A 25,273-nucleotide genomic window follows, 5' to 3' on the forward strand; every position below is an offset into this window, starting at 1 on the left:
GTGGCAGTCCTTTTTCGGCCCCGACTACCATGACCCGCACCAGCCTGACCCAACTCGAAGCACGCGATTCGTTCATTCCGCGCCATATCGGCCCGTCCACCGCCGAACAGGCAGCCATGCTGGCCACGCTCGGCTATCCATCGCGCGCGGCGCTGATCGACGCCATCGTGCCCGCCAACATCCGCAAGAAGAGCAAGCTGGAACTGGGCCAGTTCTTCGACCCGATGCCGGAACAGGCTGCGCTGGGCAAACTCAAGGCGCTGGCCGCCAAGAACAAGGTCATGAAGTCGATGATCGGCCAGGGCTACTTCAACAGCCATACGCCAGGCGTCATCCTGCGCAATATCTTTGAAAACCCGGCCTGGTACACCGCCTACACGCCGTACCAGCCCGAGATTTCGCAAGGCCGCCTGGAAGCGATCCTGAACTTCCAGCAAATGATCACCGACCTGACCGGCATGGGCATCGCCAATTCGTCGATGCTCGACGAAGGCACCGCCGCCGCCGAGGCGATGACGCTGATCCAGCGCGTCGGCAAGTCCGCCTCGAACGTGTTCTACGTGGCCGACGACGTGCTGCCGCAAACGCTGGAAGTGGTGCAGACGCGCGCCCAGCCGATCGGCGTGGAAGTGCGCACCATCGCGGCGGCCGACATCGCCGGCCTGTCCGAGCCCTGCTTCGGTGTGCTGATCCAGTACCCGGGCGTGAATGGCGATGTACGCGACTACCGCGCCGCCGTCGAAAAACTGCATGCGGCCGGCGCCATGGTGATCGCTTGCGCCGACCTGCTGGCACTGACCCTGCTGGCGCCGCCGGGCGACTGGGGCTGCGACGTCGTCGTCGGTAACAGCCAGCGCTTCGGCGTGCCGCTCGGTTTCGGCGGCCCGCACGCCGGCTACCTGGCCACGCGCGACGAATTCAAGCGCAGCATGGCCGGCCGCCTGGTGGGCGTGACCATCGATGCCCAGGGCAACAAGGCGTACCGCCTGGCGCTGCAAACGCGCGAGCAGCACATCCGCCGCGAAAAAGCCACCTCCAACATCTGCACCGCGCAGGTGCTGCTGGCGGTGATGGCATCGATGTACGCGGTCTACCACGGTCCTGAAGGCTTGCAGCGCATCGCGCGCCGCGTGCACCGCTTCACCGCCATCGTGGCCGCCAAGCTCGGCCAGCTCGGCTACGACGTCGTCAACAAGACCTACTTCGACACGCTCACCATCAAGAGCGCGCGCGCGGCCGAACTGCATGCCATCGCCATCGAACACGGCGTCAACCTGCGCAAGGTCGACGCCAGCCACGTCGGCATCTCGCTCGATGAAACCACCACCCGCGAAGACATCGCGCTGCTGTGGACCATCTTCGCCCAGGGCGTCTCGACCGCCCCTGCTTCGCCCGATTTTGATGCCATCGAAGCGAGCGCGCAGGACGCCTATCCGGAAGCGCTGGCGCGTACCAGCACCTACCTGACCCACCCGACCTTCAACCGCTACCACGCGGAACACGAAATGCTGCGCTACCTGCGCGGCCTGGCCGACAAGGACCTGGCGCTGGACCGCACCATGATCCCGCTTGGCTCGTGCACCATGAAACTCAACGCGACCAGCGAAATGATCCCGGTCACCTGGCCCGAGTTCTCCAACATCCACCCGTTCGCGCCGGACGCGCAAACGGTCGGCTACCGCGACATGATCGGCCAGCTGGAAGACATGCTGTGCGCGCTGACCGGCTATGCCGCCGTGTCGCTGCAGCCGAACGCCGGCTCGCAGGGCGAGTACGCGGGCCTGTTGGTGATCAAGGCTTACCATGAATCGCGCGGCGAAGGCCACCGCAATATCTGCCTGATTCCCTCCTCGGCGCACGGCACCAACCCGGCATCGGCCAATATGGTCGGCATGAAGGTGGTCGTCACCGCCTGCGACGAGCGCGGCAACGTCGACCTGGCGGACCTGCGCGCCAAGGCCGAACAGCATAGCGCCAGCCTGGCCTGCGTGATGGTCACCTACCCGTCGACCCACGGCGTGTTCGAGGAAGGCATTGCCGAGCTGTGCGAGATCATCCATTCGCACGGCGGCCAGGTCTACATCGACGGCGCCAACATGAACGCGCTGGTCGGCGTGGCGGCACCGGGCAGCTTCGGCGGCGATGTGAGCCACCTGAACCTGCACAAGACCTTCTGCATTCCGCACGGCGGCGGCGGCCCTGGCGTCGGTCCGATCGGCGTGGGCGCGCACCTGGCCAAGTTCTTGCCGAACCAGCGTTCGAGCGGCTACACGCGCGACGAAGCCGGCATCGGCGCGGTCAGCGCGGCGCCGTTCGGCTCGGCCAGCATCTTGCCGATCTCGTGGATGTACATCGCGATGATGGGCGGCGAAGGCTTGACCGCCGCCACCGAAACGGCGATCCTGGCCGCCAACTACATCGCGCGCCGCCTGGCGCCGCACTACCCTGTGCTGTACACCGGCCACGATGGCCTGGTGGCGCACGAGTGCATCCTGGACCTGCGTCCGATCACCGACGCCACCGGCATCAGCAATGAAGACGTGGCCAAGCGCCTGATGGACTTCGGTTTCCATGCGCCGACGATGAGCTTCCCGGTACCGGGCACCCTGATGATCGAGCCGACCGAAAGCGAATCGAAGGCCGAGATGGACCGCTTCATCGATGCGATGATCGCGATCCACGCCGAGATCGTCAAGGTCGAGCGCGGCGAATACGACCGCATGGACAACCCGCTCAAGGGTGCGCCGCACACCGCCGAAGTGGTCACCGCCGACGTCTGGGAACACAAGTACAGCCGTGAGGTAGCCGCCTTCCCGGTGGCGTCGCTGCGCAAGCAGAAGTACTGGCCGCCGGTCGGCCGCGCCGACAATGTGTACGGCGACCGCAACCTGTTCTGCGGCTGCGCGCCGATCAGCGACTACGAGTAAGCCTGTAGTGTCGCCTGGGCCGCCCGGGTAAGGGCCGCCCGGGTAAGGGCCGCCCAGGTCAGGGCCGCCCAGGTCAGGGCCGCCGCGAGGCCAGCCGCAGATGCGGCGTGGTTTTCGCCGGCGGCCCTGCCGCATCCGGCACGCTGTCGTCGATGCGAAATCCGCTGACCGCTTTCGACAGGGTCAGCGCCTGGCGCTGCAGCCTTTGCGCCGCCGATGCCGCTTCTTCCACCAGCACGGAATTCTGCCGTGTCATCTGGTCCATCTGCACGATCGCGTCGCTCACCGCGCCGATGCCGCCGGCCTGCCCCGCGCTGGCTTGTCCGATCTGGCTGACCATGTCCCCCACCTGCTGCACCGATTGCGCGATGCCCACCATGCGCATGCCCGCTTCCGAGGCGCCCGCGCTGCCGCCGTCGATCTCGGCGAGCGCCTGCGCAACGAGTTCCTTGATCTCGCGCGCGGCGCTGGCCGAGCGCTGCGCCAGTATCCGCACCTCGCCCGCCACTGCCGCAAAGCCGCGCCCCTGCTCGCCGGCCTTGGCCGCTTCGACGGCCGCGTTGAGTGCCAGCGCATTGGTCTGGCAAGCCAGGTTGTCGATCACGCCGATAAGCTGCGCAACGCGCTGCGAACTGGCGCGTACCGCGGCCATGGTCAGCACCAGCCGGTCGAGCACACCGCCGCCGCACATGGCTTGCGCCGAGGTTTCGTCGGCCAGGCGGTTGGCGCTGTACGCGCTGTCGGCGGCCATGCCCGCCGTGGCGCCCAGCCCCTCGACCGCGCTGGCGGCGTGTTTGAGCACGTTGGCCTGGGCCGCGTTGCGGCTGGCCAGGCCGGCACTGCCTAAGGCGATGTCGCGCGAGGCACTGTCGATCGAGCGTGCCGACACCAGGATGCTTTTCAGGGTCGCGTTCAGGGTGCCGATGCTGGCATCGAGCGTGCGCGCGGTGTCGGCGATTTCATCGCGTCCGTAGCTGCGCTTCTTGACCGTCAGGTTGCCGCTGGCCAGTTCGCCGGCGGTCTCGCTGAGATCGCGCACTTCGCGCAGCAGCGCGCGCCGCACCAGCATGGTGATGCCGAGCGTGCCGGCCACCGACAGGGCGACCAGCAGCGGCATCAGGACCGACAGCGCCGCAAAATCGGCGGCGGCGCGCGCGGACGCGCGTTCGCTCAGTTCCTGCTCCAGGCGCGCCAGTTCCGACAGGCGCAAGGCCACCACGCCGAAGGCTTGTTCGGCCTTGGACATGGCGTTGGCGCTCATCGAATGGTCGACCTGGGACAGTTCGATCACGTCGAGAATGGCGCGCATGTAGACGCCATGCGCGGCTCCGGCCTGGGTGACGAAGCGGTGCTCGGGAGCGGCGCTGCCGGTGCGCCCGGCCAGGGCCGCGAACTTGCGTTCGATGGCTGCGTGGCGCTGATAAATGTCCTGCCCGAGCGCATCGATGCGCGGCGCGGAAAAGCTGGCGCTGATCCAGGTCAGCAGCTGGTACATGCGCGCGTGCGCGTGCTGCGCATCGGCCACCAGTTCATTGGCGTCGCGGATGCGGGCGGCGCGCTCGCCCACGATGATGTCGACCGCCTGGTTCTGGCGCACCATCGCATACCATGCGCTGCCCGAGGAAAGCATCAGCAACAGCAGCACCAGGCCGGGTGCGAGCAGCAGCTTGGGACCGATGCGCAGGCGCTCGAGCATGTCAGTGCTTGTAGACGCCGGCTTCCAGGGCCACGTCGCCAATACGCAACACATACGTGGTCTTGGCCTCGACCTTGCCGCTGACCGGGTTCTTGAACTTGTAGTCGACCCAGCCGCGGCCGGGACCGTTGGCGATGGCGATCATTTCGTGGCGGAACAGCTTGCCGTCGGCATCGGGCACGTCGCGCAAATCCTTGCCGATCAGCGCCGTGGTCGGGTGCGCGACCGTGATGCCGGACAGGTCGCGCATGGCCACGTACAGGGCGCCACGGTTGTACTCGGGGTCGCGGGTATTGATCAGCCGGATCATTTCTTCCTTGCCGCGCAGCTTCATGAAGCGCGCGCCCTTCTCCACCAGCGCCAGCGCGTCTTTTTCGTCCGGCTCGGCCACGGCAGGGGCGCTCCAGCCGGCGCCACTCCAGAAACAGGCCAGCAGCATGCCAGCCTTGATGAGTATCTTCACAATGATGTCCTTCAACGTCGGTGAACGCGCATTCGGGCGCCGGGACAGGTATGATTGACTGCCAGCCGGCCTGCGCAAGATGAGTTGGCGCAATGTTTCCTGAGCGCATAGGTTAATTTACGCGTTCGCGCGGGGCGCCGGTTTGCGCGGGATCAATCGTGCGGATCGCGCCTATCAGTCAAGGAAGAGAGATGAATCGTTCTGTGCTTGCCCTGCTATTGTCGGGCTTGGTGTTTCCGGGTGCCGGACAGTATTACCTGGGCCGGCGCGCGCGCGCCTGCCTGTTTATCGTGCCGAGCCTGGTCGCGGCCATCTATTTTTTCAAGCAGGTGGTCGACACCGCCTCGCGCATGGTCGACGACGTGCTGAGCGGTTCCCTGGCCCCCGACCCGGTGCTGATCGCCGAGCAGCTGCACCGGCAGGGCGCGACGGCCACGCCGCTGATGAATATCGCCGCCGCCGTGATGCTGGCGTGCTGGGTGGCGAGCCTGGTCGACGCCTGGCTGCTGGCGCGCGCGCAGGAACGGGGCGCGCCGCCGCCACGCAAGCAGGAAGGCACGTCATGATCCGCCCTGGCTGGATGGCGGCCGGCTTGCTGGCGCTGGCCGGCTGCGCCGCGCCCCAGCCCGGCGGCATCGTGCGCACGCCGGTGCTCAGGGCCGCATCGTCCTTTCCCAATACAGAGGCGGTGGTGATGCGGGTCGAACTGGCCGCCGGCGCGCGCGCCGGGCGCCACAGCCACCCGGGCGACGAGATCGGCTACGTGCTCGAAGGCGAGGGCCAACTGCTGATCGACGGCGCCGCGCCGCGCACGGTACGCGCCGGCGAGGCCTTCGTGATCCCGGCCGGCACCGTGCATGACGCCCACAATCCCGGCGCCGCCACCATGCGCCTGGTCGGCGTCTACATGGTCGAACAGGGCAAGCCGCTGGCCACCCCGGCCAAATAGACCCGATTGTGGCGCTGGGCCGACAGGCGCAGGGTCATTTCTGTACAAGCAAGCCACAAGCTGCCAAGATGTTGTTGTACGTCAATTCTCAAGACGTACCCACTATGATGCCAGCGCCCACCCGTCCGACCCCGCTCCGCCTGCCGCGCCATGCGCGCGTTCTGGCGCTGTCGATGCTGGCCATCGCCAGCGCCGGCGCGCGCGCCGGCGACACCCCCGACCTGACCACCCTGCCCCTCGAACAGCTGATGTCGATGGAGGTCTACAGCGCCTCCAGGTTCATGCAAAAGTCGCGCCGCGCACCCTCGTCGGTGACGGTGATCACGGCCGCCGACATTCGCCAGTTCGGCTGGAGCACCCTGGCCGACGTGGCGCGCAGCGTGCGCGGCATGCTGGTCAGCTATGACCGCAACTACAGCTATCTTGGCCAGCGCGGCATCCTGCGGCCGGGCGACTTCAATACCCGCTTCCTGCTGCAGGTCGACGGCAACCGCATCAACGACGCGGTGTACGACCAGGCGCCGGTGGGGGCCGAATTCCCGCTCGACCTGGACCTGGTCGAACGCATCGAGTTCGTGCCCGGCCCGGGGTCGTCAATCTACGGCTCGAACGCCATCATCGGCGTGATCAACGTGATCACCAGGCAGCCGGGCGCGCTGGCCGGCACGCGCGGCTCGCTCGAAGCGGGCCAGGACGGCGCGCGCAAGGCGGCAGCCAGCGTTGGCTGGCGCTCGCCCCAGGGCAGCGAGTACCTGCTCGCCGCCAGCGCCTGGCGCAGCGATGGGCGCGACCTGTACTTCCCCGAATTCGATACGCCTGAGCAAAACCACGGCGTGGCGAGCGGCCTCGATGACGAACGCGGGCAGCGCTTTTTCGCGCGCGCCACGCACGGCGCGGCCACCCTGAGCCTGATCCACGCAAACCGGGTCAAGGGCATCCCGACCGCCTCCTACGGCCAGAGCTTCAACGATCCGCGCCCGGCCACCACCGACCGCCAGACCTATGTCAACGCGGCCTGGCGCAGCGATCCCGGCGCGCTCGAACAGCTCAAGGCGCGCCTGTTCTGGGGCCAGTACGATTCGTTCGGCGATTACGTGGCGCAGGACGAGGCGCGCACGCTCAGCCACGACGGCAGCGGCGCGCGCTGGTGGGGCATCGACGCCAGCGTGCTGAGCACGCGCCTGGCCGGGCACACCGTGCTGGCCGGGATCGACCTGCAGCGCGACTACCGCCTGCACCAGTACAGTTTCGACGTCGCGCCGTTTTACAGCTACCTGGACGACCGCCGCAGCGGGCGGCGCGCCGGCCTGTATCTGCAAGACCAGGTGGCGCTGGGCGCGGCCGTGCTGCTCAACCTGGGCCTGCGCTACGACCGCAACAGCGGCAGCGGCGGCGTATGGAGTCCGCGCGCAGCGCTGATCTGGGATGTGGCCGCGGCCACCACCGTCAAGGCGATCTACGGCGCTGCCTTCCGCTCGCCCAACAGTTATGAGAAATTCTATGCCTTCCCCGGCGCCGACGGCCAGACCGGCAATCCGGGCTTGCGCGAGGAACGGGTGCGCTCGGCCGAACTGGCGCTGGTGCGGCAGTTCGGCGAGAATGCGCGCGTGAGCGTGTCGGCATTTCGCACCGCCTTGTCCAACCTGATCGCGCCGGTCGAACAGCACGAGCCGGCCAGCGTGCGCTTCGAAAATACCGGCCGCCTGGGCGCGCGCGGCGTGGAAATCGAATACGAACGCGGCACCCTGGGCGGCCTGTCGCTGCGCACCAGCTACAGCGCGTTCCGGGTCAGCGACGCGCTCGGGCAGCCGGTCAACGCGCCGGCGCGCCTGGCCAAGCTCAATCTGTCCGCACCGCTCGGCGCCGACGGCTGGCGCGCCGCGCTCGAAGGCCAGTATGCGGGCGCGCGCCATGGCATGTCGGGCACGGCCGGGCGCTATGTGGTGGTCAACGCGAACCTGGTGCGCGCGCGCCTGCTGCGCAATGTTGAACTCTCGCTCGGCGTGACCAATCTGTTCGACCGCGCGTATGCCGATCCCGCCTCCATCGAACACCGCCAGGGCGTGATCGCGCAGGACGGGCGGCGCCTGCGCGCAAGGCTGGCGTATGCCTTCTGAACGCCGTCCTCCACGCGCGCGGCGCTTTTTCTGGCTGCTGGCGGCCGGCCTGGCCGCCGCGGCGGCGGCGCGCGCCGACCCGGTGCCGGAGAACGCGATGAAGGCCGCCTTTGTCTTCAATTTCACCGTGTTCGCCGAGTGGCCACCGGAAGCGCTGGCGGGCGGCGCGCCGATCAGCCTGTGCGCCAACGCCGGCGGCGCGCTGTTCGCGTCGCTGAGCAAACTGCACGACAAGGTCGTCAACGGCCACCCCATCGCGGTGCGCCATGCCGGCGCTTCCCCGCGCGGCTGCCATGTGCTGGTGGTCGAACAGATCGACCGCGAGCGCTGGCGCGAGCTGCGCCGCGAGCTGGCCGGCGCGCCGGTACTGACCGTCTCGGACGACCGCGTGATCGGTCCGGACGGCGTGGTCATCGCTATGGCGGTGATGGATGAACGCATCGTGTTCGACGTCGACATGGCGCCGGCGCGCGCGGCCCGGCTGAACCTTAGTTCCAAGCTGCTGCGCCTTGCCAGGAGCGTGCAGTGAGCGCGCGCCCGGCGCTCATGAGCGCTCCGCGCCTGCTCGGCAAGAAGCTGGCGCTGACCACCATCCTGACGGCCGCCGCCGCGCTGTTCGTGGCCAGCCTGGCCTTGATCGTCTTCCAGTTCCTGTCGATGCGCGGCGTGCTGGCGGACGACTTGCGGGTGCAGGCCCAGATCGTCGGCAACAACAGCAGCGCGGCCCTGCTGTTCAACGATGTCAAGGCGGGCGAGGAAACGCTGGCGGGCCTGGCGGTCTCGCCCAGCGTGGACAGCGCCAGCATTTTCGACGCGCGCGGCGTGCTGCTGGCGCACTACCAGCGCGGCACCGGCGCCCAGCCGGCCGCACCCGATGGCGCCCTGCTGGATGCCGGTTACCGCTACGGGCCCGACGTGGTGGAAGTGGTGCACGTGGTGCGCGTGAACCAGCAGCGGGTCGGCGTGGTATTGATCCGCGCCACCCTGGAGCAGCTGTTCGCGCGCCTGCTCACCTACGCCGGCCTGACCCTGGCGGTGGCCCTGGCGTCGCTCGCGCTGGCCTATGCGCTGGTGTCGTCGATGCGGCGCGCGGTGCGCCGCGCCGAGGAGCACCTGCACCATCTGGCGCACGTCGATTCGGTCACGGCCCTGCCCAACCGCCACGAATACAACGAGCGCCTGCCGTTCGCGCTCGAGCGCGCCGACCGGGCCGAGGGCGAGGTCGGCCTGCTGCTGCTCGACCTGGATAACTTCAAGGTGGTCAACGATACGCTCGGCCACGACAGCGGCGACCACCTGCTCAAACTGGTGGCCGCGCGCCTGGTGCACACCCTGCGCGAGAACGACATCATCTGCCGCATCGGCGGCGACGAATTCGTGATCATCGTCGATCCGCGCGAGACGGCCGCCGGAGAGCCGGACGAAGTCGATGAAGTGGCGCGCAAGATCCTCGCCGCGCTGGCCGCGCCGTTCCAGGTGGAAGGACACCAGCTGCATATGAGCGCCAGTATCGGCGTGGCCGTCTATCCGCGCGACGCGCGCGACGCGCGCACCCTGATGCGCAGCGCCGACACCGCCATGTACCACGCCAAGGCCAAGGGCAAGAACGGTTTTCAAGCGTTCCAGCCGGCCATGGAGCAGCGCGCCCAGAAGCGCCTCAAGCTCGAAGCGAACCTGCGCCGCGCGCTCGACCTGGGCGAACTGGAACTGCACTACCAGCCGCAGATCGACGTGCGCAGCGGGTGCGTGGTGGGGGTGGAGGCGCTCACGCGCTGGCATTGCCGCGAACTGGGGCACGTCAGCCCGGCCGAATTCATTCCGGTGGCCGAAGAGACCGGGATCATCGTGGCGCTCGGCGGCTGGGTGCTGCGCAGCGCCTGCCGCCAGGCGGCGGCGTGGCGCGACCAGGGTTTGCTCGACACGCTGGTGCACGTGGCGGTGAACCTGTCGGCGCGCCAGACCCGCGACGGCGCCCTGATGGACGAAATCCGCGCCATCCTCGACGAAACCACCCTGCCGGCCAGCCTGCTGGAACTGGAAATCACCGAGGGGGTCCTGATGGAGAACGTGAACGCCAATCTGGACCTGCTGCATGGCTTGCAGGCGGCCGGCATCCATCTGTCGATTGACGATTTCGGCACGGGCTACTCGTCGATGGCGTACCTGAAGCGCTTCCCGATCGACCAGTTGAAGATCGACCGCAGTTTCGTGCACGACGTGCCGGGCGACGGCGAGGCGATCGCCACGGCCATCATCGCGATGGCGCACAGCCTGCAGTTAAGCGTGGTGGCCGAGGGCGTGGAAACCCTGGCGCAGCTCGACTTCCTGCGCCAGGCCGGCTGCGACATCATGCAGGGATATTATTTTGCGCGGCCGATGCCGGCCGCGCAGCTGACCGCGCTGCTGCGCGAAAAGCGCAGCAGCTGGGGCGAGCGGGCATAGAGTCGGCTTACGCCAGCTTGACCGCGTGCTCGCGGGTGGCGTGGAAGGTCAGCTTGGGCCAGCGCTCTTCGGTCAGGCGCAGGTTGACGTTGGAAGTGGCCAGGTAAGCCATGTTGCCAGCCGCATCGTAGGCCACGTTGTGGCCCAGCGCCGACTCGAAATCGGCCAGGATGCGCTTGTCGTCGCCGCTGACCCAGCGCGCGCTGCTGATGCTGGTGCCTTCGAACACGGCATCCACCCCATACTCGTTGAGCAGGCGGCTGGCCACCACTTCGAACTGCAGCACCCCGACCGCGCCCAGTACCAGCTCGCCACCCTGCACCGGCTTGAAGACCTGCACCGCGCCCTCTTCGCCCAATTGCTGCAAGCCCTTGTGGAGCTGCTTGATCTTGAGCGGATTGCGGATCCGCACCGAGCGGAAGAAGTCCGGCGCAAAGTACGGAATGCCGGTAAATTGCAGCATCTCGCCTTCCGAGAAGCTGTCGCCGATCTGCATGTTGCCGTGGTTCGGCAGGCCGATGATGTCGCCGGCGTAGGCTTCCTCGACCTGCTCGCGCGAGGAGGCCATGAAGGTGACCACCGACGAGACCTTGATCTCGCGTCCCAGGCGCAGGTGCTTGACCTTCATGCCGCGCTCGAAGCGCCCCGAGCACACGCGCAGGAAGGCGATGCGGTCGCGGTGGGCCGGGTCCATATTGGCCTGGATCTTGAAGACGAATCCGGAGAATGGCTGCTCGCCCGGGGCCACCACGCGCACGGTGGCGTCGCGCTCGCGCGGGGCCGGGGCCCAGTCGACCAGCGCCGAGAGGATTTCGCGCACGCCGAAGTTGTTGATCGCCGAACCGAAGAACACGGGGGTCTGCACGCCGGCCAGGAATTGCGCCAGGTCGAACGGGTGCGAAGCGCCGTGCACCAGTTCCACTTCCATCTTGAGCTGCTCGATTTCGAGCGGGAACATGGCCGCCAGTTTCGGATTGTCGATGCCCTTGACGATCTCGAAGGCGCCGTCGGCCTTTTCCTCGCCGGCCTTGAACAGCATGATTTCATCGCGCAGCAGGTGGTACACGCCGCGGAAGTTCTTGCCCATGCCGATCGGCCAGGTCACCGGGGCGCACTGGATTTTCAGGACCGATTCGAGTTCGTCGAGCAGGTCGAGCGGATCGCGCGTTTCGCGGTCCATCTTGTTCATGAAGGTGACGATCGGGGTGCTGCGCATGCGGCACACGGCCAGCAGCTTGATGGTCTGCGCTTCCACGCCCTTGGCCGCGTCGATCACCATCAGGGCCGAGTCGACGGCGGTGAGCACGCGGTAGGTGTCTTCCGAAAAGTCCTGGTGGCCGGGGGTGTCGAGCAGGTTGATGACGTGGTCGCGATGCTCGAACTGCATCACCGAGCTGGCCACGGAAATGCCGCGCTGCTTTTCGATTTCCATCCAGTCGGAGGTGGCGTGGCGGCCGCTCTTGCGGGCCTTGACGGTGCCGGCCATCTGGATCGCGCCCGAAAACAGCAGCAGCTTTTCGGTCAGCGTGGTCTTGCCGGCGTCGGGGTGGGAAATGATGCCGAAGGTACGGCGGCGCGCAACTTCGCGGGCAATCGCCGCGGGGGCGGCCGTCGCGCCCGGTGCGGGAAGGTCTGAATCGGGAAGGGAAGTATCGGTATCGTTGGCCATATTCTCAGCCATAACATGGCCTCGCACAAAACCGTCGATTTTACCGATACTTGCCCTGCTCGTGTGAACTGATTCGGGCGCGGCGGAGAGCCGCGCCCGGGTCCTGCTATTTATTTACTTACCAGCAGTCGGCCGGCGTGGTGGGGCCCTGGACCCCGGTGTTGCTCAAGGTCAATGTGCCGCACTCATCGGCTGCCTGCTTGATGGTCGGCGTTGCCTTCAGCAAGAAGGTCGATCCGTCCGCCGAAATGGTGTTGGTGATGTTATACCGCACCGCCCCAACAGCCACGTCCTTGGGCGAGGTGGCCGAGGACAGGGTTCCCCCCGCATAGTCGCCCTTGGTCGTGTTGTAACGCTCGAGAAACTGGGCGTTTTGCATCAACACGCCCTTGGCGACCGAACGCTGGGACTTGAGCACGTTCTTCGTGTACGACTCGAACGCGACCGCCGACAGGACTCCGACGATGGCCACCGTGATCATCAATTCGATCAGGGTGAAGCCGGCGGCCGGCCGATTCAAATGAAAGTGTTTCATCGCTGCAGCTCCCTCCAGTTAATACGGCCCAGTGTGGCTGTTTCCTGCAGTAGCCCTTTTTTATCGACGACACCACCACCACAGTTGACCGTGCAGGACGGGTCGGTCCCACCGGGACTGACCGCGCCACCCGTGACGATACCGGTTGTCGGGCTGCCCGACGAGGCCGGCCAGCTGATCTTGACCGTGGTTTCAATCACGTAACCGCCGCTTGCCAGGTCGGTGTACTTGATCGTCGTCGTGGTCGTGCTGCCGTCAGGATTGACGACGACGACCGGTGGCGGATTGGTCGCCGGCTTGGTCGGTGGCGCAGGATCGCCATTACCTTGCTGGAACGAACCCTTCGGATCGAGCGCGCCGGGTGCCGGCGAACCTTGCATGGCGGTGGACGCCTCGTTATCCGGCGCAGCGGCAAATGTCCAGCCTGGATCGCCCATGCACAGATTGGTCGGATGGTGCCAATAGATCAGATACTCGGCAACCAGCTTGTCCTGCAGTTTGCCATTAACCAAGCGGTAGCCCAGGTCCGGACGGCCCGCCACGTTGAGCTGGACGTCGCTTTGGGCGATGTCGGCTTTGACCACCTGGACGGTCAGCGCACCGTTGCGCCACTCGCCTTTCGGGCCCAGATCGGAGTAGCCATCGACCACGCCGGCGCATTGCGGCTTGATCGGATGGACGCCGTTACGCACGATGCCGCTGCCCCAGTCGCGGGCGACGAAGGCGTCGAGCGGCATCGATACCTGCAAGTCCTTGATGTCATTCATCTTGTAAGCAGGCATTGTGGAAACCGTCAGGGCACCGGTCTGGTAACCCGTCACCGCGCCACTGTAGGTGCCACCCGTGCCGGTGCCGTCCGAACCGAGGAGGCTCAGTTTGATGGCCGGCGAATAAGCTTGATTCGACACCAATACCTTGAAGCGCGTATTCGGGATCGTATCGACCATGGTCTGGGTCGTGGTCCACGTGCTGACGATGACCCGCTGTTCATACGAATAGGTGTTGTTGGTACCCCATACTTTTTGGACGTTCCTCACTTCGACGGAGCGGCGCGTGGTGAGATAGGTGACCTGGGTCGTGAAGGTGATCGAGCCGTCGGCGGCGACCACCGTCACCGGATAACCGGCCACAGCCGTGCGTGCGCCCTCCGTATAGGTACTCGAAGGCGAGGCCTGGCCATTCGACGTCTTGCCAGTCCAGTTGCTGGTCGACACGATCGTCGGATTCGGCGGGCCGCTGTTCTGGCTCATCAAGAGCGGCAGGTTCGGCGAATACGTGTCTTGCGACGAGGCGACGGTCAAGGAAAGGCGTTGCTCATCCTGGCTCGGGTGCAGCATATTCAGGCCGAGCACGTCGTAAATATCGTCGTATTCGTGGACGTGAATGTAGTTCTGGTTAGCAACCGCACCAGTGGTCGCTTCACGCCCGAATGCGTACCGTCCGCTGGCGGAAGCCGGACCACCAAAGTAACCTAAGGTCGTGGCGCCGCCGCACTTGCCGTAGCAGAAAATATCGGTATCGAAGTGGCCGCCCGCGACCCCGCGCTCGCCGCCGACGGTGGCGGTGCTGACGTTGATCGTGTCCGGTTTCGGTGCATCGTTCTGGTCGAAATTGGACTGGTATACGTCCAGGCCGCCAGCCGACAGCCCGATCAGCTGCGAACGCACGCCCCCACCCATATGGCGGCCTACCGGTGGCAGGTTCAGGTTGGTGCCGGCCTCCTTGACCATGTCATCGGAGTTAAACTTGGCATCGCTGTTCAGATCGAAAATGACATCGCCGGTACTGCCGCCAGTGAGCCAGTTCAGTTGCATCCACCAGTTTTCGCCAGGCGGTTTGGCCGTGGTGCTGACCGTCGGATTGGTACTGAAGAACTGGAACACATCGCCCATGATAAAGATACCATCGCCAACCACGCGTTCGCCTTTCGGCAGCGCTACTTTCCAGCCGCGGTTCGTGAGCCAGTTCATCGGCTTGTTGCTCGATGTCCGTACCCGGATTGCGCTGGCGCCGGTACCGAAGGTGTACTCGGTCAGGGTCTGCTCGAGCAGCGGCAGGCTGCTGGCGGAAATGTCGCGGATGCCGTAAGCGTAATGAACGGTATCGTTCACTTTCATGTCGGCCTCATTAAACAAACGGCCGGTGACGAACGCCACCAGCACGCCGCCGCTCGGGTGGCGCACCAGGCCCGGGGCCGTGGTGATGGCGCGCGCCGGATCGCTGTCCTCGCGCACGTGCACCTGCACCGGCGCCGCCGTCAGGTCGTTCAGATTGAACTTCCACAGGCTGCCGTCGATGTCGCCGGCGTAGGCGGTGTCCTTGACACCGTCTTCGTCCGTATCCCACAGCGACGGCGACGACAGGCCGTTCGGCGCCGTCGGGCTGCCGCCCGGGGTGGTGATTTCCTTGATCAGCTTACCGGTCAGGGCATCGATCACCAGCAAGGAGGCAGCACCTGTACCCTTGTTGTTGTAGCCATTGCCCATCACCAGCGCTTCATAATACTCGTTTTGCTCGGTTGGCAAAACTGCCTTCTTTTTGAGCAAGCGGGTCAGCACTGGCGCGCCATAGGTATCGCCCAGGTTGGCAAAGCCGGTGGAGGTATTGTTCACTTCCCACATGACTTTTGCCGCGGCGCCCGCTTCGGTGGCGGCCGCGCCATCGCTCACATCGAGCGCAAAAACGGCTTTGCCGCCGCCGCCCAGGGTGCCGACCAGAACGGTCTTGGTGCTGAACTTGCGCACGTCCAGACGGCCATCGACGTAGTATTGCGGCGTGAAAGTTTTGCTCGAGAGTACTTCCAGTCGCGGCAACAAGGTGCGGGGAATGTAGGCAAAGCGCTCATTGCCGGTGACCGCATCGATGGCGTGCATCATGCCGTCGTTGGCGCCGACATACACGGTTTCATTGCCTGACGCATCTTTCCAGTAGACCGGGGTCGAATGGATGATCGTGCCGAGCGAACTGGTACGGACACGGTAGGTGGTGCCTTCGCCGGTCTTGACGCCGCGCAGGTAACTGACGACCGGCGACACTGAGCTATTGGCGGTGGCCGAAGCCTTGTCGACCAGGTTGCGCTGGGCGGTCGACAGCGTGGCCCAGGTAAATGGAATACCGGACGGGGTCGCTGCGTCGCTCATGGTCACGATATTGCGCTTGCCTGCCAGCGCCTGGGCCGCGATCATGGCCTCGGCACCGCCGCTCCAGTTATCGGTGGTGCCGATGGCGCCCGTGGTACTGATCGGAAACGAGTGCACGTTGCCGCCCAGGGTGGCGGCGTTGTAATCGATGGCAAACATCCGGGCAGTGCCACTGCCCACATTGCTATTGGACGCGACCGGCTGGCCGACATAGCCGATCGGCTGCTGGGCCGAATCGAATGGCGCTGCCGCCATGACGGTGACGATTGCCGCGGTGGCCAGGCCGACTAGGCCCGCCCCGACGGCGACTTTTGTTTTCAGTTGCATGAGAATTCTCCCGCAGAAGGGTGGTTGCAGTACTAATCGCAAATTTTGGAATACACACGAAAGCGCACGGTGGTTTGCACAAAGGAGGTCGCGCCGCCATTACCCTGGCCACGCGCGGTAAGCCGTACGACACCGTAATCGCAGTCTCCGGAACTGCTTGCCTTCGCAGGTGGCGTGATCATTTCAACGATATAACGTGGCTGGGTCGTGATCTCAGCCAGGTCGAGGGTGGCAGCGGAGAAGCCGCGCGTGACGGCCGGATCTTTCCAGTCGACGCTATCCCAGCTGGACGCGGCGCCCGGCTTGAAGCACAGCCCATTCGGACACTTCGGCGAAAACGCCGAGGAATCGTAAGGATCGAAGGGCGCCTTGTTGAACAACACGGTTTCGCCGTCGCGCAAGATCGCTTCGGCCGCTTCCCGCGCCATGTGCTGGTCGCGCGCATTGCGCGCCATGCGCTCTTCGAGCGTGCCGCTACGCACCAGGGCGAGGACGAACATCGTCAGGACCAGTAAAAAAACCAGTCCGGTCACCAGAACGGCGCCCGATTGCGTGGCCCGTGGACGGAAAAAAGTAGCGTGGGACATTAGAACCTCGACCGATTGCGAACGTTGAAGGTGGCGGTGACAACCCGGCGCAGGTGGCCATCATTGGTGGTGACGTTGGCACCATTGAAACTGACCGTTTGCGGGCCGACCGTGACGCCGCCGGACGGGCCGCGCAACAGCAGGCTGACGCGCACGGCCGACACGTGGGTGAAATCGGCCGGTGCCGCCACATAGGTGGTGACCGTTTCCTGGCCGCCCCCGACGCCGATCCCGTAGGTGATCTTCATCCGCTCGACATTGTCGGCCACGACCACGCCCGTGCCGGGCGCTGTCGCGGAGGCGTTGGCGTAGCACATCAGCTGACCGTTCAAGACCCTGAATTGGTAGATGATCAGGTTATTGTTGATCTGGGCACCCGCCGTCGCCGGATTGAATGCATTGTCGGAGGTGATGTCGACCCCGACGCAGTTGCGCTCGCGGCCCAGCATGCGGTTCGGCGGCACGGCCGTATCGACAACCCAGTTCGGATCGTGGCGCACGATCAGGGTATCCGAGTCGCCACCGACGGTGCCTTCGACCGACCGGCCCTCGATTTCGATGCGGTTCATATTGAGCCGGTAGCCGGCCTGGCGCAGGGCCGTGCCAACCACGTCGAGGGCATTGCGGGTACTCTCCTGGATGCGAACCATATCGGTCTGGGCCGTGTTCATCTGCTTCGAGCCGATGAACATATAGCCCACCCCACCGAGCAGCACCAGGCCGACCGTCATGGCCACCAGCACTTCTACCAGGCCGATACCCTGCTGCTTGCTTGCGCCGAGCTGGCGCGGCGCGCTTGGACGAACTGTCATAACCGCGTCTCCTGCGTAAATGTTTGCTTCTTCAGGCCGATCTTGCTGCCGTCGCCCGTGGCGCGCGTGTCGTCCCACTGGATGGTGACGGTCACATTGCCAGAGACGTCGAAGGCCACCCCGCCGGTGCCTTCCTTGAGCGCACTGGCAAGCGCATCGCGCCATTCCTTGATGTCACGGTCGCCCACGGTCGCCGCCGCGGCCGGGGTGGCCGCATTGACATCGATCACGTACGGCGCGCCGGCCTGGGCGATATTGCGGTTGGCGCGCATGCGGTCGATGATATCCATCGCCAGGATGGTCGCCTGGCCGCGCGAGTAGGCGCTGTGGTTGGCTTTCATGTTGGTGATGATGAGCCCGGCAATGCCGAGCAAGCCGACACTGATCACGATCATCGTGATCAATACTTCAAGCATCGAAAAACCCTGTTGACGTCGCATTTCTGAATCTCCTTTTTAAGCTGAGCAGCTGCTTGCGGGGCTGAGGATCGTCGCTCCGACCCAGCCGGTGCCGGCGGTCAGCGCAATGCGCCTGCGCTTGGTCTTGACCGATTTGCCGCACATGAAGAAATTGCCGGCAATGGCCAACCCGGCCTGATCCCTGGTCTGGCCATTGCTGGCATACGACACAAAGTTCTGCACGCCGCCGGTAGCGACCAGCTGGCCGCGTCCCGAAAACTTCGATTGCGCGCGCAGCACGGTTTCGGTGGCGTCGACCTGCCCGACAGTGCCGCCGACGGTGTCATCGACAAAAACAATCCAGCCCATGCGCCAGTCGCCGGAGGTGACCCCCACCGCGCAGCTCGTGCCCGTGGCGCTGCGGCACATCGTGACCCGGGTATTGCGCTTGACCGCTTCGGAGCGGGTGTAATTGAGCGTGTCGAGCATCAGATCGGCCTGGGTCGACACGGCCGCATCGTCGACGTATTCGGTCAACATGGGAAAGCCGATGGCACTGGTCACGCCGATAATGGTCAGCGTGACCAGCAACTCGGTGAGCGAAAAGCCGCGTGCTCTGTTTGGTTTCGCAGATAACATCATCCTGCACCTTTGAAGTAGATAGCCGGGACGGAATGCCCCTGTTGTTGCTAATTATAAAGAACGAAGCTTGCATTACACTGAGGAAAGGCTGACAGAATGCTGACAAGGCGAAGTAAACCGCCTTTTCGCGCGATAAATACGACAACCATGCTCAGCTGGCGGGAAACCTGACCACGAATTGCACGCCGGCGCCGCCAGGGCCGTTGCCGATCTCGACCGTGGCGCCGTGGGCCTGGGCGATGTCGCGCACGATCGCCAGCCCCAGGCCGCTGCCGGGAATCTTGTCGTCGAGGCGCACGAAGCGCTGGAACACCGTGGCGCGCTGGTGCGGCGGGATGCCGGGGCCGGAATCTTCCACCACCAGCACCCCGCACTTGCCTTCCCGATAACAGCGGACCGTCACGGTGCCCGCGTCCGGGGTGTAGCGCACGGCATTGTCGATCAGGTTGTCGATCAGGTCGCGCAGCAGGAAACTGTCGCCGCTGACCCGGGTCGGCTGCAGCTCGAAACCGATATCGATGCGTTTCTTGCCCGCTTCGTCGACGAAATACTGGATTACCTGCTCGATCAGCACCGCCAGGTCGAGCCGTTCGAGCCGGGTTTTTTCGAAGCGGGCCGGCTCGGCGCGCGCCAGGGCCAGCAACTGGTTGGTCTGGCGGATCATGCGTTCGTTCGAGAGCAGCATCAGGCGCACCGAATGGACGGTGTCGGGGTCGGCCTGGTGGCGCGCGCCCAGCCATTCGAGCTGCAGCTTGAGCCCGGCCAGGGGCGTGCGCAGCTGGTGCGCGACGTCGGCCAAAAAATCGTGCTGGGCGCGCGCGCCGGTTTGCACCTTGTCGAGCAGCTCATTGAAGGCGTTGACGACCGGACTGAGTTCATCGGGAATGGCGGCGCCATCGATGGGCGCGAGCTCGTTACCCTCGCGCGCCAGCAGGTTGGCGCGCATGCGCGCCAGCGGTTGCAGGCCGTTGGTGACCGAAAACCAGATCAGCCCGACCAGCGCCACGGTAAACAGGGACTCGACCAGCATCAGCGCGCGCACCGTGGCCGAGCGGATTTGCTTGCGCTTGCGCAGCGTCTTGGCCACGCCGATGCGGATCTTTTCGCCGCCGGCCAGCACCATGCGGCTGGTGACCCGCACCGGTTCGCCGCGGATGGTGTCGTCATAGGCCTGGCTACTGGGCGTGGCCAGCGCCGGAAAATCGCTGTCGCCGGCCAGCGCCTTGCCATCCTCGCCGCGCACGATGAAATACAGGACATCGGCATCGTCGGCCCGCAGCACCTGCTCGGCCTGGCGCGGCAGGTCGATCTCGGCCCTGCCATGGCCCGGACGCAGGCGCGCCGCCAGCGCACCGGCGGCATCGGCCAGGCTCTGGTCGAACGCCAGCTGGGCCGGAATCCAGGCCAGCATGTAGGTCAGCGCCGCGCCCGCCACATTGATCAGCAAAATCGGCACGATCAGCCATTTCAGCAGGCGCAGCCGGATACTGATCATGGATGCTGTTCGAGCATGTAGCCAAAGCCGCGGATGGTGCGGATGCTGATGCCGGCGTCGGCGATCTTCAGGCGCAGGCGCGAAATATAGACTTCGACCGCGTTCAGGGTCAGGTCTTCGCCCCACGGCAGGATGGCGTCGATGATCTGCTGCTTGGACACGACCCGCGCGCCGTGCTGCAGCAGGTATTCGAGCACGGCCCACTCGCGCACCGACAGGTCGATCACGCGCTCGTCGATGCGGGCGCGCTTGGTGTAGGTGTCGAGCGTCAGCCGTCCCAGCGACAGGCTGACCGGCTTGGGCGTGTTGCGCCTGGCCAGGGCCTTGATGCGCGCCACCAGTTCGGGCGTGGCGAAGGGCTTGACCAGGTAATCGTCGGCGCCCAGTTCCAGCCCGCGCACCCGGTCTTCGATGGCGTCGCGCGCGGTCAGCAAGAGCACCGGCACATTGCTGCCGCGCGCGCGCAAGCGCCGCACCACCTCGAAGCCATCGATGCCGGGCAGGCCGATATCGAGCACCACCACCGCCACCTCGGCGCGCTGCAGCAACTGGTCGGCCTGGGTACCGCTGCCGACCACGTCGACCACCATGCCGTGGCCTTGCAGCAGGCGGGTCAGGCCATCGGCCAGCACGGCATCGTCTTCGACCAGTAATACGTGCATGCGCGTGGCTCTCGGTAAGTTGTGATATTCATATTATGAGGCATGGCAGGGGCAAATCCCAAGCCTTGCCGCAGGCCACAAGGGCGGTTTTGTGCATATTCCGTGCGTTCACCCACCTAAAAAGATGAGCAGGATGACCATTTGTAGCGATTTCCCCCAGTAGGACTGGGCCCACAAGGATTTATGCTTTGAACCTACAGGGGGGCGACTACCAGTCTTATGTTCGCCAACAGACGGAGGCTTTACTGTTCGTACATCGCGATTCGCTGCAAGTCCAGGTGAAGCGCCCTTGAAGTCCGTCTCAGATAGTGAGGAATAAAAATGAACAACACTCAACTTGGTGCTACCGTCCAAAACCCAGCGCCGGTCGGCCAGATTCCTGCCAAAGCGCACGAGTTAAAAGTTGTGTCCCGCCCCGTTGTCAGCTTTAGCGGTACCCAGCAGAACGAGTTGCTGGCCGCCCTTCCCCGTCACGATCTCGAAACCCTGTTCGATCACCTGGAACTCGTGGCCCTGCCTTTTGGCAAAGAACTGTTTGAATACGGCAGCAAGCTCGAAAACGTGTACTTTCCGACGACGGCCATCGTTTCCCTGCTGTACGTCATGGAAGATGGCGCCACCACCGAGATCGCCGTGGTCGGACATGAAGGCGTGGTCGGCATGTCGCTGTTCATGGGCGAACGCGCCATGTGCAGCGCCGTGGTCCAGAGCGCGGGCTACGGCTACCGCCTCAAGACCCAGTACCTGCGCGACGCCTTCAACCAGGGCGGCGCCCTGCCCCAGCTGCTGATGCGCTACACCAATGCGCTGTTCGCCCAGATGGCCCAGAATGCCGTCGGCGGACGGCACAGCTCGATCGAACAAAAGCTGTGCCGCTGGCTGCTCGACCGCCTCGACCGCTCCGCATCGAACGAACTGAAAGTGACCCAGGAACTCATTTCCATCATGCTCGGCGTACGCCGTGAAAGCATCACGGCCGCCGCCGGCAAGCTGCAGGACGATGGCTTGATTCAATACCGCCGCGGCAATATCACGGTGATTGACCGTCAGGGCCTGGAGGAGTATGCCGGCGAATGCTATAAGGTCGCAAAGACCGAGTACGATCGCCTTCTGATGGATGTAGCCCGCTAAATGGCAGCGGCGTCGGGTCTTGCGGCGCCGGGTTGCCGTTGTCGCCGCTGTCGGCGACGCGCGACAGGGGAATGAACGCTTCCACGCAGGTTCCCAGGTTATTGACTCCGCGCTTCACCCGCAAACTCCCCCCCAGCAGCAAGGCGCGTTCGCGCATTCCCAGCAAGCCGTGCGACTTGGGCTTGGCCACGGCCTCGCTCTCGATGCCGACGCCGTCATCGCTCACTTCCAGCGACAAGCCACCCGCTTCGCGCCCCAGGTGCACGATCACCTGGCGCGCCTGGGCATACTTGGCGATGTTGTTGAGCGACTCTTGCACGATGCGGAACACGGCAATCGCGTGCATGGGGCCGGCGACATCGACGTCGCCATCGATCAGCGCTTCGCAATCGAGCCCCGTGACCCGGCCGAACTCCTCGCAATAGCTTTGCACGGCGGCGGACAAGCCCAGGTGGTCGAGCAGGCTGGGGCGCAAGTCTTCGACGATGCGGCGCTTCAATTCCACCGTATCGACCAGGGTCGCGCGTGCGCGGTCGAGCATCACGGCCAGCGCGGGCTGGGTGGCGCGCACGGTGTCGGCCACGGCATTCATGTCGATATTGATCGACGTCAGATTGGCGCCCAGTTCATCGTGCAGCTCGCGCGCCAGGCGCGCCTTTTCCTCCTCGCTCACGCTGATCAGGTGGCGCGAGAGCACCGACAGCTGTTCGGTGCGCAGCACCACCATCGATTCGAGGTTGTCGTTGGCGTTTTCCAGCGCGCGCTGGGTCGTGGCGCGGGCGAAGTAGCTGCGCCGGATCAGGCGGTAGAACAGGGCCAGCACCAGGATCGCCATGGCGTTGATGCTGATTCCCAAGAACACCGCATGCTGGTATTCGCGGTAAAAGGTGGCGCTGCGGGCAGACAGCAATTCATTCTGTTCCTGCACCAGGATCACCACTTGCAGGCGGATTTCATCCATCTCGGCCTTGCTGTCCGAGGTCCCGGCAATCTTGAGGATGTCCGCCAGCCCGCCCTGGCGGTACACGTCGAGCACCTGGTTCATGGTATCGAGCCGGCGGTAGACCAGGGTGTGCAGCTGGGCCAGGTTGCGGCGCTGGGAAGGACTGTCGGCCAGCAGGCGGTCGAGTTCGCCGAACTGGGCATCGATCTCGGACGACGCCGTGCGCAGCGGCCCCAGGTAGACTTCGGAACCGGACAGGAAATAGCCGCGCAAGCTGCTTTCGGCATCCATGATCAGCACGTTCACATACTGGACCTTGTCGATCACCTTGGCGGTCTGGCCCTGGATCTCGTTGGCGCCCTTGAGCGAACCGAGGTTGAGGAACAGGCTGACGCCATTGATGATGAGGATCAGCACGCACGTCAGGCACACCACCGTCTTATAGAACGGTAACCCGGTTGCGACGGGTGGTTCGGTGGAAAAATACATCCAGGAAATCCTTTTGCGCACTGCAGAGCCGGCCAGGGGGCAATTATAGTCCCGTAACTGCCGGGGCGCAGCCGAGCTGGACTGTAAGGGGTAGTGACGGGCAGGTGCGCGCGCATGGCGCGGCGGGGATGGTGGCGCCGCGCCGGGCGGCAGGGCGGGACGGTGCGGGCCAGGCGGCGCCGGGGCCAGCCCGGCGGCGGATCAGTCGAGCAGGTTGTTTTTCATGGCGTAATAGGTCAGGTCGCTGTTCGACTGCAAGCCCATTTTTTCCATGATCCGGGTGCGGTAGGTCGACACCGTCTTGATGCTCAGCGACAGGGCCACGCCGATATCGGACACGGTCGCGCCCTTGGCCAGGCGCAGGAAGACCTGGAACTCGCGGTCCGACAGCTCGGTATGCAGCGCCGTGTTGGGATCGCGGTCGAAACTCTGGGCCAGCAATTCGCCGACGGTCGAACTGACGTAGCGGCGGCCCTGGAACACGGTACGCACCGCCGTCTTGAGCTCGTCGGCCTCGCATTCCTTGTTCAGATAACCGTTGGCGCCCATCTTGAACAGGTTCAGCGCATATTGCTGGGCCGGATAGCCGGACAGGATCAGTACCGGCAGGTTCGGCTGCCCCTGGCGGATGGTGCGCAGGATGTCGATGCCGCTCTGGTCAGGCATGGCGATATCGAGCAGCAGCACGTCGCAAATTTCGCGGCGCGCGATGTCCAGCGCTTCGCGCCCGGTGGCCCCTTCGGCCACGACATCGAAGTCGGGCGACGAAGAAAAAATCTGTTTAAAACCTGCACGTACTATCTGGTGATCGTCACATATGGCAACGCGTATCATTGTCTTCCCTTAAATTATCCTTGCATAGGAAAGAGCCGAGGCAAACCACGCGCCCGGCACTGCGCATGCGTTAGTATTCTAGCACTCTGGCTGTTCAGTACAAACACGTATGACAGCGCGCGCGGCGCTGCAAAAACGGCAAAGGGGCACGAGGCCCCTGCGCTGCACGGTGCGACCCCCGCGCCGCCCTAGCCCGGGCCTGTGAGCAGGGCCAGAATGGCGACCAGTTCGCTGCGGATCGCCGCCCGGTCGAGCTTGGGCGGCGCCGCCACGGCGTCAGCCGCGCCAGCATCGTCGGACGGCGGCGCGAGCAGCTGCCCGAAGCGGCTATCGAGTTTATTGCGCGCACCACTGATCGTAAAGCCTTGTTCGTACAACAGTTCACGGATACGACGGATCAGCAACACCTCATGGTGCTGGTAATAGCGGCGGTTTCCTCGTCGTTTGACCGGTTTAAGCTGGGTAAATTCCTGCTCCCAGTAGCGAAGTACGTGCGGTTTGACGCCGCACAACTCGCTCACTTCGCCAATCGTGAAATAGCGCTTGGCCGGGATAGCCGGCAGCACGATCAGATCAGCCTTGCTCGCACGATCGTTCATCGGTTCACTTTAGGCGGCGCGCGCCATCGGGCTGGTTTCTTCGACCATGCCCTTGAGCTTCTGGCTGGCGTGGAAGGTCACGACGCGGCGCGCCGTGATCGGGATTTCTTCGCCGGTCTTGGGATTGCGCCCGGGCCGCTGCGGCTTGTCGCGCAGCTGGAAGTTGCCGAAGCCCGACAACTTCACCGCTTCGCCGCGTTCGAGCGCATTCCTGATCTCGTCGAAGAAGGTCTCGACCATGTCCTTGGCTTCGCGCTTGTTCAGGCCGACCTGCTCGAACAGCAGTTCGGCCAGCTCGGCCTTGGTCAGGGTCGGGAGATTCTTCTCCGCGTCCTGGCGAACCCTGGCGACCTGCATCGCACGGTGCAGGTCGGCTGCCAGCGCCGACTGGAGTACGGCGGAATCAACGTCGTTGT

At 65.0% G+C, this 25,273-nt stretch carries 22 protein-coding genes; 7 read left to right on the forward strand and 15 right to left on the reverse strand.

Annotated features, from left to right (window positions below; all coding sequences use genetic code 11):
* The first annotated feature begins 29 nt into the window (after positions 1–29).
* The gene (gcvP, locus tag PO883_RS09855; RefSeq protein WP_289309597.1) at positions 30–2,927 is read left to right on the forward strand and encodes an aminomethyl-transferring glycine dehydrogenase; all 2,898 of its coding nucleotides are present in this window, start codon (positions 30–32) and stop codon (positions 2,925–2,927) included.
* A 73-nt stretch (positions 2,928–3,000) separates the two neighbouring features.
* Here gcvP and PO883_RS09860 read toward each other — a convergent pair whose 3' ends face one another.
* A complete protein-coding gene (locus tag PO883_RS09860; RefSeq protein WP_289309598.1) occupies positions 3,001–4,623 on the reverse strand; it encodes a methyl-accepting chemotaxis protein in 1,623 nt (540 codons plus the stop codon).
* Between the two features lies 1 nt (position 4,624).
* The gene (locus tag PO883_RS09865) at positions 4,625–5,062 is read right to left on the reverse strand and encodes a cache domain-containing protein (RefSeq protein WP_308605858.1); all 438 of its coding nucleotides are present in this window, start codon (positions 5,060–5,062) and stop codon (positions 4,625–4,627) included.
* A 215-nt stretch (positions 5,063–5,277) separates the two neighbouring features.
* Between PO883_RS09865 and PO883_RS09870 the strand changes: the two genes are divergently transcribed.
* From PO883_RS09870 to PO883_RS09890, 5 genes are all read left to right on the forward strand, one after another.
* A complete protein-coding gene (locus PO883_RS09870; protein ID WP_289309600.1) occupies positions 5,278–5,652 on the forward strand; it encodes a hypothetical protein in 375 nt (124 codons plus the stop codon).
* Positions 5,649–6,035 (forward strand): cupin domain-containing protein, encoded by a 387-nt coding sequence (locus tag PO883_RS09875; protein ID WP_308605841.1) that lies wholly within the window; start codon positions 5,649–5,651, stop codon positions 6,033–6,035. Before PO883_RS09870 ends, PO883_RS09875 begins: the two co-directional genes overlap by 4 nt.
* Before the next feature lie 104 nt (positions 6,036–6,139).
* Positions 6,140–8,152: a TonB-dependent siderophore receptor gene (locus tag PO883_RS09880; protein ID WP_289309601.1), complete on the forward strand. Its 2,013-nt coding sequence runs from the start codon at positions 6,140–6,142 to the stop codon at positions 8,150–8,152.
* Positions 8,142–8,681: a YfiR family protein gene (locus PO883_RS09885; RefSeq protein ID WP_289309602.1), complete on the forward strand. Its 540-nt coding sequence runs from the start codon at positions 8,142–8,144 to the stop codon at positions 8,679–8,681. Before PO883_RS09880 ends, PO883_RS09885 begins: the two co-directional genes overlap by 11 nt.
* Positions 8,678–10,594 carry a putative bifunctional diguanylate cyclase/phosphodiesterase gene (locus PO883_RS09890; protein ID WP_373890048.1) on the forward strand — a complete coding sequence of 639 codons (1,917 nt, stop codon included), beginning with the start codon at positions 8,678–8,680 and terminating at the stop codon, positions 10,592–10,594. The genes PO883_RS09885 and PO883_RS09890 overlap by 4 nt, the downstream gene beginning before the upstream one ends.
* A gap of 7 nt (positions 10,595–10,601) precedes the next feature.
* Here PO883_RS09890 and PO883_RS09895 read toward each other — a convergent pair whose 3' ends face one another.
* The 9 genes from PO883_RS09895 to PO883_RS09935 form a co-directional block, all read right to left on the reverse strand.
* On the reverse strand, positions 10,602–12,263 hold the full coding sequence (locus PO883_RS09895; RefSeq protein WP_289309671.1) for a peptide chain release factor 3: 1,662 nt from the start codon (positions 12,261–12,263) through the stop codon (positions 10,602–10,604).
* Positions 12,264–12,381: 118 nt separating this feature from the next.
* Complete coding sequence (locus PO883_RS09900; protein ID WP_167086296.1) at positions 12,382–12,798, reverse strand: type IV pilin protein; 417 nt, start codon at positions 12,796–12,798, stop codon at positions 12,382–12,384.
* A complete protein-coding gene (locus PO883_RS09905; RefSeq protein WP_289309603.1) occupies positions 12,795–16,265 on the reverse strand; it encodes a pilus assembly protein in 3,471 nt (1,156 codons plus the stop codon). Before PO883_RS09905 ends, PO883_RS09900 begins: the two co-directional genes overlap by 4 nt.
* Before the next feature lie 32 nt (positions 16,266–16,297).
* A complete protein-coding gene (locus PO883_RS09910; protein WP_289309604.1) occupies positions 16,298–16,852 on the reverse strand; it encodes a PilX N-terminal domain-containing pilus assembly protein in 555 nt (184 codons plus the stop codon).
* Positions 16,852–17,664, reverse strand: coding sequence for a PilW family protein (locus PO883_RS09915; protein WP_167086369.1), 813 nt, complete (start codon positions 17,662–17,664; stop codon positions 16,852–16,854). Before PO883_RS09915 ends, PO883_RS09910 begins: the two co-directional genes overlap by 1 nt.
* On the reverse strand, positions 17,661–18,104 hold the full coding sequence (pilV, locus tag PO883_RS09920) for a type IV pilus modification protein PilV (protein ID WP_289309605.1): 444 nt from the start codon (positions 18,102–18,104) through the stop codon (positions 17,661–17,663). The genes PO883_RS09915 and pilV overlap by 4 nt, the downstream gene beginning before the upstream one ends.
* A 15-nt stretch (positions 18,105–18,119) precedes the next feature.
* Positions 18,120–18,704 (reverse strand): GspH/FimT family pseudopilin, encoded by a 585-nt coding sequence (locus tag PO883_RS09925; protein WP_289309606.1) that lies wholly within the window; start codon positions 18,702–18,704, stop codon positions 18,120–18,122.
* A gap of 151 nt (positions 18,705–18,855) precedes the next feature.
* Positions 18,856–20,199, reverse strand: a complete 1,344-nt coding sequence (locus PO883_RS09930) for a sensor histidine kinase (RefSeq protein ID WP_289309607.1) — start codon at positions 20,197–20,199, stop codon at positions 18,856–18,858.
* Entirely contained in the window at positions 20,196–20,861 is a 666-nt protein-coding gene (locus tag PO883_RS09935; RefSeq protein WP_167086290.1) for a response regulator transcription factor, read from the reverse strand. The genes PO883_RS09930 and PO883_RS09935 overlap by 4 nt, the downstream gene beginning before the upstream one ends.
* A 321-nt stretch (positions 20,862–21,182) precedes the next feature.
* Between PO883_RS09935 and PO883_RS09940 the strand changes: the two genes are divergently transcribed.
* A complete protein-coding gene (locus PO883_RS09940) occupies positions 21,183–21,992 on the forward strand; it encodes a Crp/Fnr family transcriptional regulator (RefSeq protein ID WP_289309608.1) in 810 nt (269 codons plus the stop codon).
* Here PO883_RS09940 and PO883_RS09945 read toward each other — a convergent pair.
* From PO883_RS09945 to PO883_RS09960, 4 genes are all read right to left on the reverse strand, one after another.
* Positions 21,892–23,424 (reverse strand): CHASE3 domain-containing protein, encoded by a 1,533-nt coding sequence (locus PO883_RS09945; RefSeq protein ID WP_289309609.1) that lies wholly within the window; start codon positions 23,422–23,424, stop codon positions 21,892–21,894. The genes PO883_RS09940 and PO883_RS09945 overlap by 101 nt on opposite strands.
* 201 nt (positions 23,425–23,625) lie before the next feature.
* A complete protein-coding gene (locus tag PO883_RS09950) occupies positions 23,626–24,258 on the reverse strand; it encodes a response regulator transcription factor (RefSeq protein WP_054262954.1) in 633 nt (210 codons plus the stop codon).
* 188 nt (positions 24,259–24,446) lie between these two features.
* Entirely contained in the window at positions 24,447–24,857 is a 411-nt protein-coding gene (locus PO883_RS09955) for a MerR family transcriptional regulator (protein WP_167086287.1), read from the reverse strand.
* A gap of 9 nt (positions 24,858–24,866) precedes the next feature.
* Positions 24,867–25,214 carry an integration host factor subunit alpha gene (locus PO883_RS09960; RefSeq protein WP_054262956.1) on the reverse strand — a complete coding sequence of 116 codons (348 nt, stop codon included), beginning with the start codon at positions 25,212–25,214 and terminating at the stop codon, positions 24,867–24,869.
* Positions 25,215–25,273 lie beyond the last annotated feature (59 nt).

It is taken from the genome of Massilia sp. DJPM01, assembly GCF_030348125.1.
Lineage (GTDB): Bacteria > Pseudomonadota > Gammaproteobacteria > Burkholderiales > Burkholderiaceae_D > Telluria_A > Telluria_A frigida.

Bases quoted from the DNA above. Each gene is read 5' to 3' on its own strand.
- gcvP (WP_289309597.1), top strand. From the start codon at position 30: ATGACCCGCACCAGCCTGACCCAACTCGAAGCACGCGATTCGTTCATT.
- PO883_RS09860 (WP_289309598.1), bottom strand. From the start codon at position 4,623: ATGCTCGAGCGCCTGCGCATCGGTCCCAAGCTGCTGCTCGCACCCGGC.
- PO883_RS09865 (WP_308605858.1), bottom strand. From the start codon at position 5,062: ATGCTGCTGGCCTGTTTCTGGAGTGGCGCCGGCTGGAGCGCCCCTGCC.
- PO883_RS09870 (WP_289309600.1), top strand. From the start codon at position 5,278: ATGAATCGTTCTGTGCTTGCCCTGCTATTGTCGGGCTTGGTGTTTCCG.
- PO883_RS09875 (WP_308605841.1), top strand. From the start codon at position 5,649: ATGATCCGCCCTGGCTGGATGGCGGCCGGCTTGCTGGCGCTGGCCGGC.
- PO883_RS09880 (WP_289309601.1), top strand. From the start codon at position 6,140: ATGATGCCAGCGCCCACCCGTCCGACCCCGCTCCGCCTGCCGCGCCAT.
- PO883_RS09885 (WP_289309602.1), top strand. From the start codon at position 8,142: ATGCCTTCTGAACGCCGTCCTCCACGCGCGCGGCGCTTTTTCTGGCTG.
- PO883_RS09895 (WP_289309671.1), bottom strand. From the start codon at position 12,263: ATGGCCAACGATACCGATACTTCCCTTCCCGATTCAGACCTTCCCGCA.
- PO883_RS09900 (WP_167086296.1), bottom strand. From the start codon at position 12,798: ATGAAACACTTTCATTTGAATCGGCCGGCCGCCGGCTTCACCCTGATC.
- PO883_RS09905 (WP_289309603.1), bottom strand. From the start codon at position 16,265: ATGCAACTGAAAACAAAAGTCGCCGTCGGGGCGGGCCTAGTCGGCCTG.
- PO883_RS09910 (WP_289309604.1), bottom strand. From the start codon at position 16,852: ATGTCCCACGCTACTTTTTTCCGTCCACGGGCCACGCAATCGGGCGCC.
- PO883_RS09915 (WP_167086369.1), bottom strand. From the start codon at position 17,664: ATGACAGTTCGTCCAAGCGCGCCGCGCCAGCTCGGCGCAAGCAAGCAG.
- pilV (WP_289309605.1), bottom strand. From the start codon at position 18,104: ATGCGACGTCAACAGGGTTTTTCGATGCTTGAAGTATTGATCACGATG.
- PO883_RS09925 (WP_289309606.1), bottom strand. From the start codon at position 18,704: ATGATGTTATCTGCGAAACCAAACAGAGCACGCGGCTTTTCGCTCACC.
- PO883_RS09930 (WP_289309607.1), bottom strand. From the start codon at position 20,199: ATGATCAGTATCCGGCTGCGCCTGCTGAAATGGCTGATCGTGCCGATT.
- PO883_RS09935 (WP_167086290.1), bottom strand. From the start codon at position 20,861: ATGCACGTATTACTGGTCGAAGACGATGCCGTGCTGGCCGATGGCCTG.
- PO883_RS09940 (WP_289309608.1), top strand. From the start codon at position 21,183: ATGAACAACACTCAACTTGGTGCTACCGTCCAAAACCCAGCGCCGGTC.
- PO883_RS09945 (WP_289309609.1), bottom strand. From the start codon at position 23,424: ATGTATTTTTCCACCGAACCACCCGTCGCAACCGGGTTACCGTTCTAT.
- PO883_RS09950 (WP_054262954.1), bottom strand. From the start codon at position 24,258: ATGATACGCGTTGCCATATGTGACGATCACCAGATAGTACGTGCAGGT.
- PO883_RS09955 (WP_167086287.1), bottom strand. From the start codon at position 24,857: ATGAACGATCGTGCGAGCAAGGCTGATCTGATCGTGCTGCCGGCTATC.
- PO883_RS09960 (WP_054262956.1), bottom strand. From the start codon at position 25,214: ATGCAGGTCGCCAGGGTTCGCCAGGACGCGGAGAAGAATCTCCCGACC.